16 protein-coding genes are annotated in these 14,927 nt (G+C 59.9%); 6 read left to right on the top strand and 10 right to left on the bottom strand.

The genetic code is table 11. From position 1 onward, the window contains the following. Positions 1 to 12: 12 nt before the first annotated feature. From AB3X95_RS37170 to AB3X95_RS37140, 7 genes are read right to left on the bottom strand one after another with little or no spacing between them, the layout of a single operon-like run. Positions 13 to 756, bottom strand: coding sequence for a hypothetical protein (locus tag AB3X95_RS37170; RefSeq protein ID WP_368623868.1), 744 nt, complete (start codon positions 754 to 756; stop codon positions 13 to 15). A 13-nt stretch (positions 757 to 769) separates the two neighbouring features. Then, positions 770 to 1,099: a hypothetical protein gene (locus AB3X95_RS37165; RefSeq protein ID WP_176123569.1), complete on the bottom strand. Its 330-nt coding sequence runs from the start codon at positions 1,097 to 1,099 to the stop codon at positions 770 to 772. A gap of 18 nt (positions 1,100 to 1,117) precedes the next feature. After that, complete coding sequence (locus AB3X95_RS37160; protein ID WP_368623867.1) at positions 1,118 to 1,525, bottom strand: hypothetical protein; 408 nt, start codon at positions 1,523 to 1,525, stop codon at positions 1,118 to 1,120. Between the two features lie 45 nt (positions 1,526 to 1,570). Next, positions 1,571 to 1,861 carry a hypothetical protein gene (locus AB3X95_RS37155; protein ID WP_176123571.1) on the bottom strand — a complete coding sequence of 97 codons (291 nt, stop codon included), beginning with the start codon at positions 1,859 to 1,861 and terminating at the stop codon, positions 1,571 to 1,573. A gap of 13 nt (positions 1,862 to 1,874) precedes the next feature. Then, complete coding sequence (locus AB3X95_RS37150; protein WP_368623866.1) at positions 1,875 to 3,254, bottom strand: HlyD family type I secretion periplasmic adaptor subunit; 1,380 nt, start codon at positions 3,252 to 3,254, stop codon at positions 1,875 to 1,877. Next, the gene (locus AB3X95_RS37145; protein WP_176366782.1) at positions 3,251 to 5,017 is read right to left on the bottom strand and encodes a type I secretion system permease/ATPase; all 1,767 of its coding nucleotides are present in this window, start codon (positions 5,015 to 5,017) and stop codon (positions 3,251 to 3,253) included. The genes AB3X95_RS37150 and AB3X95_RS37145 overlap by 4 nt, the downstream gene beginning before the upstream one ends. Positions 5,018 to 5,019: 2 nt before the next feature. Continuing rightward, on the bottom strand, positions 5,020 to 6,360 hold the full coding sequence (locus AB3X95_RS37140) for a TolC family outer membrane protein (protein ID WP_368623865.1): 1,341 nt from the start codon (positions 6,358 to 6,360) through the stop codon (positions 5,020 to 5,022). Between the two features lie 366 nt (positions 6,361 to 6,726). Here AB3X95_RS37140 and AB3X95_RS37135 point away from each other — a divergent pair, with 366 nt between their 5' ends. From AB3X95_RS37135 to AB3X95_RS37115, 5 genes are all read left to right on the top strand, one after another. Then, entirely contained in the window at positions 6,727 to 6,876 is a 150-nt protein-coding gene (locus AB3X95_RS37135) for a hypothetical protein (protein WP_176123534.1), read from the top strand. A 68-nt stretch (positions 6,877 to 6,944) separates the two neighbouring features. Continuing rightward, a complete protein-coding gene (locus tag AB3X95_RS37130) occupies positions 6,945 to 8,822 on the top strand; it encodes an extracellular solute-binding protein (RefSeq protein ID WP_368623864.1) in 1,878 nt (625 codons plus the stop codon). 16 nt (positions 8,823 to 8,838) lie between these two features. Continuing rightward, positions 8,839 to 9,048 (top strand): hypothetical protein, encoded by a 210-nt coding sequence (locus AB3X95_RS37125; protein ID WP_176111811.1) that lies wholly within the window; start codon positions 8,839 to 8,841, stop codon positions 9,046 to 9,048. A 128-nt stretch (positions 9,049 to 9,176) separates the two neighbouring features. Beyond that, the gene (locus AB3X95_RS37120) at positions 9,177 to 11,072 is read left to right on the top strand and encodes an FAD-binding monooxygenase (protein ID WP_368623863.1); all 1,896 of its coding nucleotides are present in this window, start codon (positions 9,177 to 9,179) and stop codon (positions 11,070 to 11,072) included. A 27-nt stretch (positions 11,073 to 11,099) separates the two neighbouring features. Further along, positions 11,100 to 11,540 carry a MarR family winged helix-turn-helix transcriptional regulator gene (locus tag AB3X95_RS37115; protein WP_176123576.1) on the top strand — a complete coding sequence of 147 codons (441 nt, stop codon included), beginning with the start codon at positions 11,100 to 11,102 and terminating at the stop codon, positions 11,538 to 11,540. A gap of 40 nt (positions 11,541 to 11,580) precedes the next feature. Here AB3X95_RS37115 and AB3X95_RS37110 read toward each other — a convergent pair whose 3' ends face one another. The 3 genes from AB3X95_RS37110 to AB3X95_RS37100 all read right to left on the bottom strand — a co-directional run bounded on the left by AB3X95_RS37110 (position 11,581) and on the right by AB3X95_RS37100 (position 13,827). Then, complete coding sequence (locus AB3X95_RS37110) at positions 11,581 to 12,204, bottom strand: c-type cytochrome (RefSeq protein WP_368623862.1); 624 nt, start codon at positions 12,202 to 12,204, stop codon at positions 11,581 to 11,583. Further along, positions 12,197 to 13,486: a sulfite dehydrogenase gene (soxC, locus tag AB3X95_RS37105; RefSeq protein WP_368623861.1), complete on the bottom strand. Its 1,290-nt coding sequence runs from the start codon at positions 13,484 to 13,486 to the stop codon at positions 12,197 to 12,199. The genes AB3X95_RS37110 and soxC overlap by 8 nt, the downstream gene beginning before the upstream one ends. Positions 13,487 to 13,626: 140 nt before the next feature. Continuing rightward, complete coding sequence (locus AB3X95_RS37100; protein WP_184227714.1) at positions 13,627 to 13,827, bottom strand: hypothetical protein; 201 nt, start codon at positions 13,825 to 13,827, stop codon at positions 13,627 to 13,629. Positions 13,828 to 14,060: 233 nt separating this feature from the next. Here AB3X95_RS37100 and AB3X95_RS37095 point away from each other — a divergent pair, with 233 nt between their 5' ends. Next, on the top strand, positions 14,061 to 14,888 hold the full coding sequence (locus AB3X95_RS37095) for a MetQ/NlpA family ABC transporter substrate-binding protein (RefSeq protein WP_368623860.1): 828 nt from the start codon (positions 14,061 to 14,063) through the stop codon (positions 14,886 to 14,888). The last annotated feature ends 39 nt before the right edge of the window (positions 14,889 to 14,927 follow it).

The following is a 14,927-nucleotide window of genomic DNA, read 5'->3' as shown; positions in this document are numbered from 1 at the left end:
AGACGTTTCCTATTATTTATTTTGCTTGAACGAAATGACGATACGACGTGTGTTTTTCTGGATTTCCCTCCAATATTTCAAATTGTCTTTTGCATAGTTCGCATCAAGGAGAATGCCGAGTTCAGGAATGGTGAATGTTTGGTGGCAAAACTTCGGACCGCCGGCCCCTGCTCCACAGACGATGTAGGTTGTGGACCTGAGTGGGTCATAAAATATCTCAATGTTATCGACGCTTGTCTTTGAATAATCCGGGCCAATTTTCTTCTCGTTAATCAATCCGTACATCGCATTCGGACTTTTCTGAAAATACCAATCGTGTTTAGGGCGCCAAGAAATCTGGCCAATTTTTTGCCGATCAATGAGATCGGAGAACCAACGTCCGGGGTCGCTTCCAATGCCGTCGATAGGCTGGATGTCTACCTGAGTCCATTCATTCCTCCTAGCATCGCGGCCTTTCCGACCAATCCAACTGTCACGGTTTGAATCATTCAGCGGCGCGAAGTCCGGCAGATGCAACATGATCGAGAAAGAACGAATCGGTACATCCGGCCCCGGGGCATGGCGCTTCGGCGGTCGCGCCCAGATATCGTCGCCCTCGTACTCCACTCCAAAAAACTTGTATTCGGCTGGAATCACCATTCGCACGCCATGGATTGTGCCCATACCGGGCATTGGTGGCTTTGCCGGTTCTACTCTGGAACATCCAGCCGTACCCAAGCTGAATGCGACGAGAAACGTAATCAGTGTCTTACGCATAACTTTTTCGCAATTAATCACGCACGGATGTGCGGATGCCATCCTTCATCGGCTCAGGCAGGTAGTGCAGCGCCGAGCGCGCATAGGTCTGGATGAATACCTCTGCGCGCAAACCGGGACCCAGTACGACTGCTTTTTCGAAATGCCCGTTTGCATTCCGGAGTGCTGCAGGCGATAGGTCAATGCGCGCGGTGTAGAAAGGCTGGCAGTGGTATCCTTGTTCACGAGCGTATCGAGATCGATATCCTCGAGTTTTGAGGTAGTTATAGACACCCGTGACATCACCGGATTTGAGCGGGGCGTCGAGGTTACTAAGCGTGGCGAGGGAGATTTCATTTCGCATGACAAACATCTCCTGTTCTTAGTTTTGCTTGAATGAAATGACAATACGACGTATGTTTTTCTGAATGCCCTCCCAAAATTTAAGATTGCTTTTTGCATAACGGGCGTCAACGAGAACGCCAAGCTCTGGAATAAGGAAAGTTTGATGGCAATAATTTGGTCCGCCGGCCCCTGTTCCACACACGATGAAAGTCGCGGATCGGTTCGGGTCATAAAAAAACTCAACGTGACGAATGCTGACCATTGAATAATCAGGACCGACGATTTTTTCGTTGACGAGGCCATGAACCAACATCGGCTCTTTTTTGAAATGAGAGTCGCTTTCAAATTGCTGCTCAATCTTCCCTTCCATCTGCCGTGTAATATAAAAATCCGAGAACCACCTCTGGGTATCTTTCCAGACACCCTCAATCGGATGTATGTCCACCTGAGTCCATTCATTCCTCCTAGCATCGTCGCCTTTCCGACCAATTCAACTGTCACGGTTTGAATCATTCAGCGGCGCGAAGTCCGGCAGATGCAACATGATCGAGAAAGAACGAATCGGTACATCCGGCCCCGGGGCATGGCGCTTCGGCGGTCGCGCCCAGATATCGTCGCCCTCGTACTCCACTCCAAAGAACTTGTATTCGGCCGGAATCACCATTCGCACGCCATGGATGGTGCCCATACCGGGCATTGGTGGCTTTGCCGGTTCTACTCTGGAACATCCAGCCGTGCCCAAGCTGAATGCGACGAGAAACGTAATCAGTGTCTTGCTCATAACTTTTTCGCAATTAATCCCGCATGGATTTACGGATTCCATCCTTCATCGGCTCAAGCAGGTAATCCAGCGCCGAGCGCGCATACGTCTGAATGAATACCTCCGCGTGCAAACCGGGACCTAGTACGACTTCTTTTTTTGCAATGCTGTTTGCTTTCCGGAGTGCTGCAGGAGATACCTCAATGCGCGCGGTGTAGAAAGGCTGGCGGGTATCCTTGTCCACGAGCGTATCGGCAGCGATATAAATGACCTTGCCTTCAAGAATCGGCGTTATGCGTGAGTTATAGGCAGTGAGCCGCACGTCGGCCGCACTCTGCAGCGCAATCTCCCGGATGTGGTCCGGCTTGATTTTCGCTTCGATCACCAGTGGAGTATTTTCCGGGACGATATCGACGATCGACTCGCGCGGGCCAATTACAGCGCCGACCGTATGCACATTCAGCCCGACAATGACGCCCGCAACCGGCGCCGTAATCTGCGTACGCGTGCTCAGATCCTTCGCTGGACGGATCTCGTCGGCGAGTTGGAATGCCTTGCTGGTCGCTTCCTTCAGTTCGTCGCTGGCAGCTTTCGAATAATCGTTTTTCAGGCTGCTTATCTTCAGTTCGATGTCAGTCCGCTTCTGATTTGCGCGCACCAGTTCGGCCGAGCCCGAATGGACGCGGGAGAGCGACTCCGCCTCGGCACGTCGTAAGTCCACCACCTTCGTTTCGGCCACAAACCCTTCTTTCAGCAGTTGCTCGTTGGTGTGCAACTGCTGCTCTGAGAGCGCATGTCCACGACTTGCCGTAGTCACCACCTGCTGACTGAGTGCAATCTCCTGTCGGGTCTGTCCCAGTTCCATCTGCAGGAGGGACAACTGATCGAACAACGCCCGCTTGCGGGCGGTGAACAGCGCCATTTCATGCCGCAGCAATTCCGCCACACGCGCGTCGTCGCGCTGGTCCGTCAATCGTTCCCGGAAAACCGGGGCCTTTTTCAGGTCCCGCTCGGCGCTCAGGCGCGCGATCTTCGCTTCTTCGGCGTCGAGTTGGACCTCCAGGGCTGCTAGCGCAGCACCGGGTCGCACGTTGTCCAGAACAAGCAGGGTTTGTCCAGCTTTGACTGCATCACCGTCGTTGACCAGGATTTCTTTCACGATGCCACCTTCCTGATGCTGGACGGTCTTGCGCTCGCCGTCGGTCTGTACGACACCTTCGGCGATAACTGCGCCCGAGAGCGGTGCAAGTGCCGCCCAACCTCCTACCGCCGCAATGCCTAGTGCGATACCCAGGCATCCATTCACGATGAGCTTTCGTGGCAATGGCAGGCAGTCTGCCTGGTTGTCTTCAGTCGACTGTAACCATCGCTTTGTTTTTTTGACAGCATTTGCAACAAGGTTTGATGCTTTCACAACAGGGTTCTCACTGCAGGGTCCAAAGCTCTCGACATCGCAGGCGCGATGGATGAAGAACGGATTGCGGGTGTAGGCGGAACGGCAATTTCGTCAGCTGTGTTCTGACCGGTTTTCGTCGCGAACTCATTGCGTGTTCCGAAACGCTCGACCTGACCAGACCTCATCAATAGCACCCGGTCGGCAATCGCCATCAATGCTGGTCGATGCGTGACCGCGATGACCGTGACTCCGTCCGCCCTGATCTGCCTCAGGGCTGCATCGAGCGTTTCTTCGCCATCGCTGTCGAGATTGGCGTTTGGCTCATCCAGAAGCAGCAGCTTCGGGTCTCCGTATAACGCTCGCGCGAGTGAGATGCGCTGCCGTTGTCCACCAGAGAGCGTTTCGCCTGACTCCCCGATCTGCGTGTCGTAGCCGTTGGGCAGACCGAGAATCATCTCGTGCGCCCCCGCGCGCTTCGCTGCACGCACTATCGAATCGGAATCTAGCTGCAAAGGCCGTGCAGTTCTTCCAATATTCTCCGCGACCGTCCCGGCGAAAAGCTCGACATCCTGGGGCACGTATCCCAGGTACTGACCGAGTCTGTCTCGTGGCCACTGCGACACATCCGCGCCATCGAGCCGTACCGCCCCAACCTGAGGACGCCACAGGCCGGCAATTACCCGCAGGAGCGTCGATTTTCCCGACGCACTGGGACCGATGATCACCAGCGTCTCACCCGCACCGAGGGAGAACTGCACATCGCGCAATAGAAGCCGACCGGCCTGCCCTGGCACCCGGGACGGAACACTGAAGGTCACTCGCTCAACACACACAGCCCCAGCCGGGGCTGGCAATGCGATAGCGTCGTGTTCAGAGGAGGGTTTGAGAAGTTCATTGAGTCGCCCCCACGCCTGACGGAGTTCGCCGAATTGCTTCCAGCTTCCGATCATCTGTTCGATGGGCGCGAGCGCTTTGCCCAGCAGGATAGTGGTAGCGAGCATGACACCGGGCGTTGCGTGTTCGTTGATCACGAGCCATGCGCCAGCAGCCATCATGATGACCTGAATCGCCTGCCGCAAAACCTTCGTCACGTTCCTGTAGAACGCGCTGCTGTCTGCCACCTGCTGCTGTGCCTCGATGTATTCGCGCTTGCGGATATCCCAGGCGCGCACGATTTTTTCCGCCATGCCAAGCACCGTTACGACCTCGGCATTCCGGACAATCTGGCTGTAGGCGAGGTCGCATTCACGCTGCTTGTCCGTGTAAGTGCCGATGTTCTTCGCGATCACCCGGTCGTTGAGTAGGGCCAGTGCGAACAGTACGATTCCGCTGATCGCGGCGATCAGACACAGTACCCAATGAAAGAGGCAGATGATGACCAGATAGATGACAAGCCAGGGCGCATCGAGAAATGCGATAACCCCGGGCCCTGAGAGAAAGCCACGCAATGTGTTGATGTCCGTCTGGGTCGCGACCAGGGACGACTGACGCTGCCTCGCGCTGGCATCAAGCCGCGCCAGCAGCGCGAGCCGGTCCAGCCGGGCGCAGAGTTGCAGGCCGAGATCCGCCAGAATGCGGCCGCGCACCACGTCGACCAGCAGCATCATGGCTAGCGTGATAGCCATAAAGGCCATCAGCATCAACAGCGTCTCAATGCTGCGGCTCGGCAGTACGCGGTCATACACCTGCAGAAGATAGATCGTCGGGGTGAGCACCAGAAGATTCGAGATGACACCAAATCCACTCGCCAGAACCAGATGGCGCCTGATCAGCAGATACATTCTCACTCCCCCGCGTTTGAATTCTGTACAGGCCGTTCTGCATCGCTATTGCTCGCGAGCAACGCATTCAGGGATTCAATGTCTGTCCGCTCGAGACGCGCAGCACTTGCCTTGAGCCGCAGGCCCTGAACCAAAGTTTCCTGACGCGCTTTGGCGAGATCGCGCCGCGCGCTGTAAAGCTTGTCTTGGGCCGATAGCACGTCGGCGTTCACGCGGACGCCCACGCGGTAACCGGTCTGGTTTGATCTGAGAGCAATCGCCGCGGACTTCACTGCGGTCTTCAGTGCATCGATCTTCGCTAGCCCCCGCGTCACTCCGAGCCAGGCCTCATGCGCTTCGAGTTCGGCGCTGCGCCGCGCATCGTCGAGATCGTGTTCGGCCTTCTCCCTCAGCGCAGCGGCCTCGCGCACCCGACTTCGGGTCATCAGTCCGTCAATGAGCGGTATGGTGATCTGGATGCCAAGTGCACTCGATGTCCCGCGATTGCCGCCCGTATTGAAGTTTGATTGCCCATTGACGTATGCGGCATTGCCGTGATTCACGTTTCCGACGAGAGAAATGGACGGGTAGTCGCCCGCGCGTGCCTTCGAGCGCTCACGTTCGGCAATTTCGAGTGCAACCTGCCTCTGGCGGACACGATAATTAGCGTCAGCCGCGGCATCGATCCATGGATCGGCATCGGGCGGATCAACAGGGGGAATATTAAAACCGTCCCGCATGCCATCAACCCGCGTGACAGGGCTTCCTACGATCTTCTGCAGGGCGGCATATTTTTCATCGAGCTGGCTGTGTGCGGCGATCTCGTCAGCCTGCGCAGAATCAAAACCGGCCTGTGCCTCATTGACGTCCACGACAGTAGCGTCACCCAGTGAAAACCGGCGCGTTGCAAGCGCCAGCTGTTCTGCAACGGCCTCCCTGTGTTTTCGGGACAGCTCGACATCGTCCTGCGCACCAAGGGCTGCGAAGTAGGCTTGTGAAACGCGCAAGAGCAGGTCCTGCTTTGCCTGTGCCAATGCCAGATTTGCTTCGATGACCGACAGCTTGCCCTGTTGATACGTTTCCCATGCATCCCATCTGAAAACCGGCTGAGTCAGGGAAAGCGTGAACCCGTTCGTTGAATAGCCCGGATAACTCATCCCGGGGACTCTCACGCCATTGCGATAGTTTGATTGCTGAAGAGTGACCCGAGGAAGAAGCCCGGCGCGCCCCTGAGGTTCCTTTTCGATCTCTGCATGCCAGGTAGCTTCCGCACTTTTGAGCTTTGCGTCGTTCGCCAACGCGGAATCGGTGAGTGACGTGAGGTCTGCGGCACCACCGGCATTGAACACACAAACCAGAACCATAATTAATACTCGCCTCATTCGGCCGTACTCTCTTCTACCAATAAGCTTTCGGGCTGTCGAAGATATGCCAAAAAGCCCTTTGGGATTATTAGGTACTGTCAATTGAATGCGAAATGACAACGGATTTCGAAAATCGGATAGGTCCGATGGACGATTTTCTGGATATGTGAGGAATCGAATGCCCGACAAGATGACTGCTTGCTTTACCGCCCGCCACTAGCTGGAAGGCGGCATTGCGCCGCCTTTGTCGAGCGTCTATCGTTCGCGACGACGCTGCCAACGGGTGAATCCAATCTCAGCACCGGCCATGCCCAACCGCGCAGACCACGCAGACCGACAGTCAACTGAAGCGTTCAGGCATGGCTAATGCGGACGTATCGCGGCGGCGCGTTCATCGGCGAGCACTGCAGTTGGGACCGCTCGCCGTTGAGCGGTTACGTGGTCTCGTACGTGACGTTCGAGAACGGCAAGCCGGTCGGCGCGCCAAAGGACGTCGTGACGGGCGCCGGCGGCTGATGCGTGCAGCGCGATCGCCTGCCGTGTGGATACACTGGTGCGAATACCGCGACGGCGTGAGGACTTCCATGACGAACCCGGCGAACCGCTCGTCCAACAGCTGGCGCTTGCTGCTCGCGCTCGTGCTGAGCGGATCGGCGCTATGGAGTGCCGATCCCGCTTGCGCGGTGTACGCGATCGCGCAATACGGCGAGCCCAAATATCCCGCCGATTTCAAACACTTCGATTACGTCAATCCCGACGCCCCCCGCGACGGCACGCTCGTGCTCGCGAATCCGAACCGGCTGACGAGCTTCGACAAATTCAACCCATTTACACTGCGAGGCAATCCCGCACCGGGACTGGGACTGATGTTCGAAAGCCTGACGACCGGCAGCGCCGACGAAGTGGCGAGCGCGTACTGCCTGCTCGCCGACGACATCGACGTCGCCAGGGACGGCCTGTCCACAACCTTCCACATCAATCCGAAAGCGCGCTTCTCGAACGGCGATCCGGTCACCGCAGCGGACGTGAAGTTCTCGTTCGAGACGCTGAAAAGTCCGCAGGCGCTGCCGCAGTTCGCGGTGTACTTCGGGCAGATCGCGCGCGCGGTGGTGATCGACCGGCTCACGATTCGCTTCGATTTCAAGGTCGCGACACGCGAAATGCCGCTGCTCGCGGGCGGAATTCCGGTGTTTTCGCACAAGTGGGGCATGCGGCCGGACGGCACGCGCATTCCTTTCGATCAACTCGCGTTCGAGAAGCCGATCGCAAGCGGCGATTATCTGATCGATCGATACGACAACGGCCGAACCATCAGCTACGAGCGCAACCCGAACTACTGGGGTGCGTCGCTGCCGGTCCGCGTGGGCACGCACAATTTCGCGCGCATCGACTACAAGCTGTATGCGGACGCGGTCGCGCAACTCGAAGCGTTCAAGGCGGGCGAGTACGACGTGCTCGTCGAACACACCGCACAGAGCTGGGTACGGCGCGATGTCGGCAAGCGCTTCGACAGCGGCGAGCTGATCAAGCGCGAGTTTCCTCATCACAACGGCGTGGGCATGCAGGGCTTTTTCATCAACCTGCGGCGGCCGCTCTTTCAGGACGTGCGCGTGCGCGAGGCGCTCGATCTCGCGTTCGACTTCGAGTGGCTCAACCGGCAGCTTTTCTACGATCAATACAAGCGCACCGACAGCTTCTTCGTCAACACGGACCTTCAGGCCAAGGGCAAACCCAGCGCAGGCGAACTCGCGATTCTCGAGCCATTGCGCCAGGAACTCGATCCCGCCGTGTTCGGCGAGATGCCGCAACAGCCCAACACCGATCCACCGGGATCGCTGCGCGCCAACCTGATCAAGGGGCGCGAGCTGCTGGCCCAAGCGGGCTGGACGTATCGCGACGGCGCGCTGCGCAACGCGAACGGTCAGCCATTCGTCTTCGAGCTGCTCGGCGACACGGGCGGCGGCGTGTCGATGGAACCGGTCGCCGCCGCGTTCGGCCGCAATCTGCAGAAGCTCGGCATCACGATGAACTTTCGCACCGCCGATTTCGCACTGATTCAAAAGCGCATCGACGCGTTCGACTTCGACATGACGACCGTGCGCCTGCCCGACGTGCAGGTGCCAGGCACCGAGCAGCTATCGCGTTTCGGCAGCCAGTACGCGGACGAGCCCGGCTCCGACAATCTCGCCGGCGTGAAGTCGCCGGCCATCGACGCGATCCTGCGCAAGGTGCTGGGCGCGCAAACGGATGAGCAGCTCGTCGATGCGACCCACGCGCTCGATCGGGTGTTGATGAACGGCTACTACGTGATCCCGCACTGGTATTCCGCGGTTCATCGCATCGCGTACCGAAACAGCCTCGCCTATCCGGCGATGCTGCCGCTTTACTTCTCCGCCGACGAATGGGTTCTGTCGACGTGGTGGCGGAAGGCGGCTGGATCGAATCTTGCACGCCCTCCATGATTGGAGGACAACGATCATGAGCAGACTACTCTTTGCAATCACCGTATCGGTCGGCCTCGCGGGCTGCGTCGTCGCCCCGCCGCCGCCCAGCTATGGCTATGGGTATGAGCCAGCGCCCGCTTATGGCTATGCGCCCGGGTACTACGTCGCACCGCCGTCCGTGAGCCTCGGCATCGGCATTGGCGGCTACTGGGGTGGCCATGGAGGCCATTGGCACGGCCATTGAATCGGACGATCCGAGAGGGCTCTTCTAAACCAGGGTAAACATCCATCCTTGCACGAAGCACTTCAAAATGGTTGGTGTACGGAGTATATTCGCGTTCAGCAGATATTTACTGAACGGAGGAGGACGTCATGCAATTTCATCTCAACGGTTTCCGGGTCGGCGATCCGACAATCGAGCCAGCCATCGGCAACGCACATGCTGCGCAGATGCCGGAGAAGGTCGACGTGCTGATCGTCGGCAGCGGCCCTGCCGGAGTCGTGCTGGCGGCGCAACTGTCGCAATTCCCGTCGATCAACACGCGCATCGTCGAGCGTCGCGACGGACCGTTGCAGATGGGACAGGCCGATGGCGTAGCGTGCCGTACCGTCGAGATGTTCAATGCGTTCGGCCTCGCGGATCGCCTGCTGCAAGAAGCCTATTGGGTCAATGAAACGGTATTCTGGCGACCCGATGCAAATGACCGCGGCGCGATCAGTCGTACCGGCCGGGTTCAGGATACCGAAACGGGTCTTTCGGAATTTCCGCACGTCATCGTCAATCAGGCGCGTATTCAGGAGTATCTGCTCGACGTGATGCGTCGCTCCGCGCGCCGGATCGAACCGGACTACGGCCTCGAACTGGTCGACGTCCAGCGCGACGATACGAATGAATACCCGGTGCTGGTCACGCTGCGGCGCACCGATCCCGCACGGCTCGACGAGACCGTGACCGTGCGCGCGCGCTATGTCGTCGGTTGCGACGGCGCGCGTAGCCGGGTACGCACCGCCATCGGACAAACGCTGCGCGGCGACGCGGCCAACCATGCGTGGGGCGTGATGGACGCGCTGGCCGTTACCGACTTCCCGGACATCCGGCTGAAAGCGGCGATTCAATCCGCGAGCAAGGGCAACCTGTTGATCATTCCGCGTGAAGGCGGATATCTGGTCCGCTTCTATGTCGACCTCGGCGACGTCACCCCGGAGAATCGCGACAACCTCAAGCAGATCACGGTCGATCGCATCATCGAGACGGCGCAAAGCATCCTCCATCCCTATACGCTCGACGTCAAGGAAGTCGCGTGGTTCTCGGTCTACGAGGTCGGTCAGCGTCTCACCGACCGCTTCGACGACGCGATCGCCGCCGACGGCACTTCGCGCGAACCGCGCGTGTTCATCGCGGGCGACGCCTGCCATACGCATAGCGCCAAAGCGGGCCAAGGCATGAACGTGTCGATGCAGGACGGCTTCAATCTCGGCTGGAAGCTCGGCGCGGTGCTGGAAGGCCGTAGCGACGCCGATCTGCTGCGCACGTATTCGGACGAGCGCCAACCCATTGCGCAGGAGCTGATCGATTTCGACAAGGAATGGTCGGCAATGATGGCCGCTCCGCCGAAGGACCCCAACCGGCCCGAAGCAGGTGGTGTCGATCCTGCGGAGCTTCAGGCGTACTTCGTTCGCGCTGGCCGCTACACGGCAGGCGTCGCGACGCGTTACCGGCCGGCCACACTGACCGGCGAAGCGACGCATCAGGCGCTCGCCAAAGGCTTTACGATCGGCACGCGCTTTCACTCGTCGCCTGTGGTTCGCCTCGCTGACGCAAAACCGTTCCATCTCGGGCATGCGGCGCAAGCCGACGGCCGTTGGCGTCTGTACGCTTTTGCGGACGCGTCAGGTCGTGCGCTGAATGCGTTGTGCGAGCATCTCGACGAATCGCCGGAATCCGTTTTGCGGCTCTTCACGCCGCAGGACGCCGACGTGGACAGCGTTCTCGATCTGCGCGCGGTATTGCAACAGCCGCATCGCGAAGTCCGTCTCCAGGACATCCCTGCTCTGCTGCTGCCGCGCAAGGGTCGCCACGGTCTGATCGACTACGAAAAGGCATTTACGAGCGACGCGACGACTGATATCTTCGACGAGCGCGGCATCGATCGCGAACAAGGTGCGCTCGTGGTGGTACGTCCCGACCAATACGTGGCCCATGTTCTCCCATTGAATGCGTACGCGGAGTTGAACGCCTTCTTCCGGCCCATCTTTCGCGTGCGTTAAACCATAAGTAAATTCGACACTCCGAAATTGCCGATCAAACCTGAAGACGCCGGCGCGCTCCCCAAATTTACTGGCAGTCTGGTGCGCCGTGCCCAACAGCGCCATGCAGCGGTCTGGCTGAGCGAGGTTTCCGCGGAGATCACGAGCGTGCAGTACGCGGCGCTCGAGGTCTTACACGAGACACCAGGCGTCAGTCAGCGGCAACTCGGAGACAAGCTCGATGTGGATCGTTCGACGATCGCCGATCTGGTTGCACGTATGGTGCGCAATGGCCAGATCGAGCGCGCCGACGATCCTGTCGACAAGCGCAGTTATGTGCTGTATCTCACCGCTGCCGGTAAGAAGCAGCTTGCGGCTTTGCGTCCGCGCGTCGAGCAGGTCGAGCGCATTCTCACTGAACGGCTGACGGCAAGCGAATTGGCGCAGTTGCGCCGGCTGCTTGCGGCACTGTTGCCGCCGCAGGATTAATTCCCTTACTGCTCCAATAAGCCCGCCGGCCGAACGCCTGTCAAAGCTTGCCCGGTCGAGGGTCGGGCACGAAGCCATCCCGGTTCGGCATGCGGATAGCGGCGAGCGAATGCGCGTCGAGGCGCGCATCGTCCGGCACGATGCCGTTGCGGTTCAAGATCCACGCGCTGAGCGCATACACCTCATCCGCGCTCAGCGACTGCGGCGCGTTATACGGCATCGCCCGGTTTATATAGTCGAACAGTGTCGTCGCATACGGCCAGTAGCTGCCAACGGTGCGCTTCGGATTCGCGGTCGTGAGCGTGCCCGCTCCACCGATCAGTTGATCGCCGATCAGCCCCTCGCCTTTCGCTCCATGACAGGCCGCGCATTTCGCCGCGAAAATGCGGCCACCCGTTGCGACGTCGCCGCTGCCGTCGGGCAAGCCGTGGCCGTTCGGTGCGACATCGATATTCCACGCGCTTAGATCGGCTTCGCTGACAGGCTTGCCGATCGCGTCGACGGATGAACGCCAGCGCGCTTGCGCGGCGGCAGCGGACTGCGCGTCGCGGGTTGCATCGAATGAAGACGAACAGCCAGCGAGCAGACTGCTAGCCGTGACCCATGCCAGCAGAGCGCGCATCGTTTTCGATTTCGAAGCACCGAACCGCACATGCTCACGCATTTTTAACGCTCCCATCGGCTTCGATGCGCCACTGCTGAATGCCGTTGTAGTGATAGTTCGAGTTCAGACCACGCGCCGCGACGAGCGCCTCGCGTGTCGGTTGCACGTAGCCTGTCGAGTCCGTTGCGCGCGAGAGGATGACGGTCGGCGCACCGTTCCACACGAAGCCGGCCTGGAAGCGCGTCAACGCGCGATCGCGCGCGGGTTCATCGAGCACCGCGGCTTGCCATGTCGCGCCACCGTCGGTCGATACCTCGACCTTGCGGATCGCTCCGCGCCCTGACCACGCGAGTCCGACGATCGGATAGAAGCCCTGCACCGTGAGCCGCTGTCCCGCGGACGGCCGCGTGATCACCGACTTCGCGTCCATCTCGAACACGAATTGACGCGCGCGGCCGTCGGGCAGGATGCCCGTGTATTTCGACGTCTCTTCGCGCGTCTGCAACGGCGCATCGACGACTTTCAGCCGCCGCAGCCATTTCACGTTGGTATTGCCCTCGAAGCCCGGCACCAACAGACGCAGCGGATAGCCGTTCTCCGGCCGCAGGCGTTCGCCGTTTTGCGCATAGACGACGAGCGCGCGGTCCAAAATCCGATCGAGCGGCAAACTGCGTGTCATCGCGGCGGCGTCCGCGCCTTCGGCAAGCAGCCATTGCGGCGTTCCGCCGTCGCTGGTCACCGTGCGTCCGCCGACGGCTTCGAGCAACGTCGACAGCCTGACGCCGGTCCACTCGCAGCACGACAGTAAGCCATGCGTGATCTGCACAGGCAGCCCGCTCGGTCCTTTCCATTCGCTCGCCGTGTTGCCCGAACACTCGAGAAAATGAATGCGCGACTCCGAAGGCAGGCGCAGCAGATCGTCCATCGTGAAGAGCTTCGGCTCGCGCACGAGACCATGAATCACGAGCCGGTGCGTGTCTGGATCGATATCGGGCACCCCGGCATGATGCCGCTCATAGACGAGCCCATTCGGCGTGATCGAGCCATGCAGATCCGCGAGCGGCGTCAGCGACGAGGCGGCGCCCGGCATCGGCCATGCCCGCGCGGCACGACGAATCACGTTCGACTCGCGCGGCGACGGCAGCCCGTACGGATGCTCGAGAATCGGCGCGCCGGGAGTTTGTGTCCACGGGTCGACGCCCAGCGGCTTCAGCAGCGTCGCCGCCTTCAGGTTCGGCGCGGCCAACGCGGACAGCGCGAGACCGCCCAACAGGCGCCGACGCGGCGACGCGGGTTTCGACGCATCATGCGCGTCGCTAGTGATACGTGGAGGTCGCGACATGCTCGTGCCGGCGAGGCGGCCTGGGTTGATCGACAAGCGCACGAGTATAGGTAGTGTGCGCGCCCCGATCAAAGCCGATTGCGACTAAGGTTATGACGGCCGGCGATATGCCGCGCGCGCACAACTCACCGATGACACCGTCAATCCGGTGCGATTTCCGCGATCACGCTAAACGATTCAAGCGTATAGCCCATATTGAAGTATCCCGCGCGCGCGTAAGTCGCAATGCGCTCGAGTCGCTCGGGATCGTCGCGCGGCGGGTCGCGATGGACCCGCTGCCGCACGGCTTCGAAGGCAGCGGACACGGCCCGGCGATAGAACGATGCGAGATTCATTGACATCGTGCGCCCTCCTGCTGATGGCATGCATTCGAATCTAGTCAGCAGCGCGTGCTTGTGCAAACAAGCATTTGTGCAATGCTTTGCGCCGCCGATGCAATGTCGGTCTGGCGGTGCCGGCGAAACGGGTTGTCCGCTTACGCTCAACCGCGATAACGATAGCGCTCGATATTATTTGTGCGCTAACGAGCGCCTCTCTACGATCTCCGGACCTTCACTTCGATCGCATTTCAAACATGACCACGACCAAAGCACTCAGGGCCGCACTCCTCTCGGTTCTCGTTACATGCGGCATCGTCAGCGCGCAACCGGCGCTTGCGGCAGGACAAACGGTGCGAGTCGGCATCATGTCCGGCGAGGACGAAGACGTGTGGCGTGCGGTCGCCGCCAATGCGGCCAGGCAGGGCATCACCGTCAAGATCACGACCTTCTCCGACTATACGCAGCCGAACGAAGCGCTCGCCGAACACGACCTCGATGCGAACTCGTTCCAGCACAAGCCGTATCTCGATGCGCAGATCGCCGCGCGCCACTATCAGATCGTGCCCGTCGGCTACACCTACGTGCAGCCGATCGGTCTCTACTCGCGCAACGTGAAATCGATCGCGGCGCTGCCGCAGAATGCGACGATCGGCGTGCCGAACGATCCGAGCAACGAAGGCCGCGCGCTGCTTCTGCTACAGGCGAACGGGCTGATCAAGTTGCGCCCCGACGTCGGCCTGCTGCCGACCGCGCGCGACATCGCGGACAATCCGAAGCACATTCAGATCAAGGAGCTCGACGCGGGCATCGTCGGCCGTGCGATCGGCGACCTCGACGCCGCCGTCGTCAATACCGACTGGGCGATCAAGGCGGGCATCAAGATTCCGCAGGAACGCATCGCGCAGGAGAAGGTGCCGGGCAATCCGTATCGCAACTTCATCGCGGTCAACGCGAAAGACGCGAACGCTGCGTGGGTGAAGACGATCGTCGACAGCTACCAGCAGACCAACGTCGCCTCGGCGATCCTGACCGTCTATCACGGCGCCACGCTGCCCGCATGGGATGGCGCGCCCCAGCACTGATCCGACACGCGAATCACGCACGAATCACTCGCGACTCGA

It is taken from the genome of Paraburkholderia sp. BR13444 (assembly GCF_040948755.1).
Taxonomy (GTDB): Bacteria; Pseudomonadota; Gammaproteobacteria; order Burkholderiales; family Burkholderiaceae; genus Paraburkholderia; species Paraburkholderia youngii.
The sequence above is the reverse complement of the archived record's forward strand: the minus strand, read 5'-3'. Positions and strand labels throughout refer to the sequence as shown.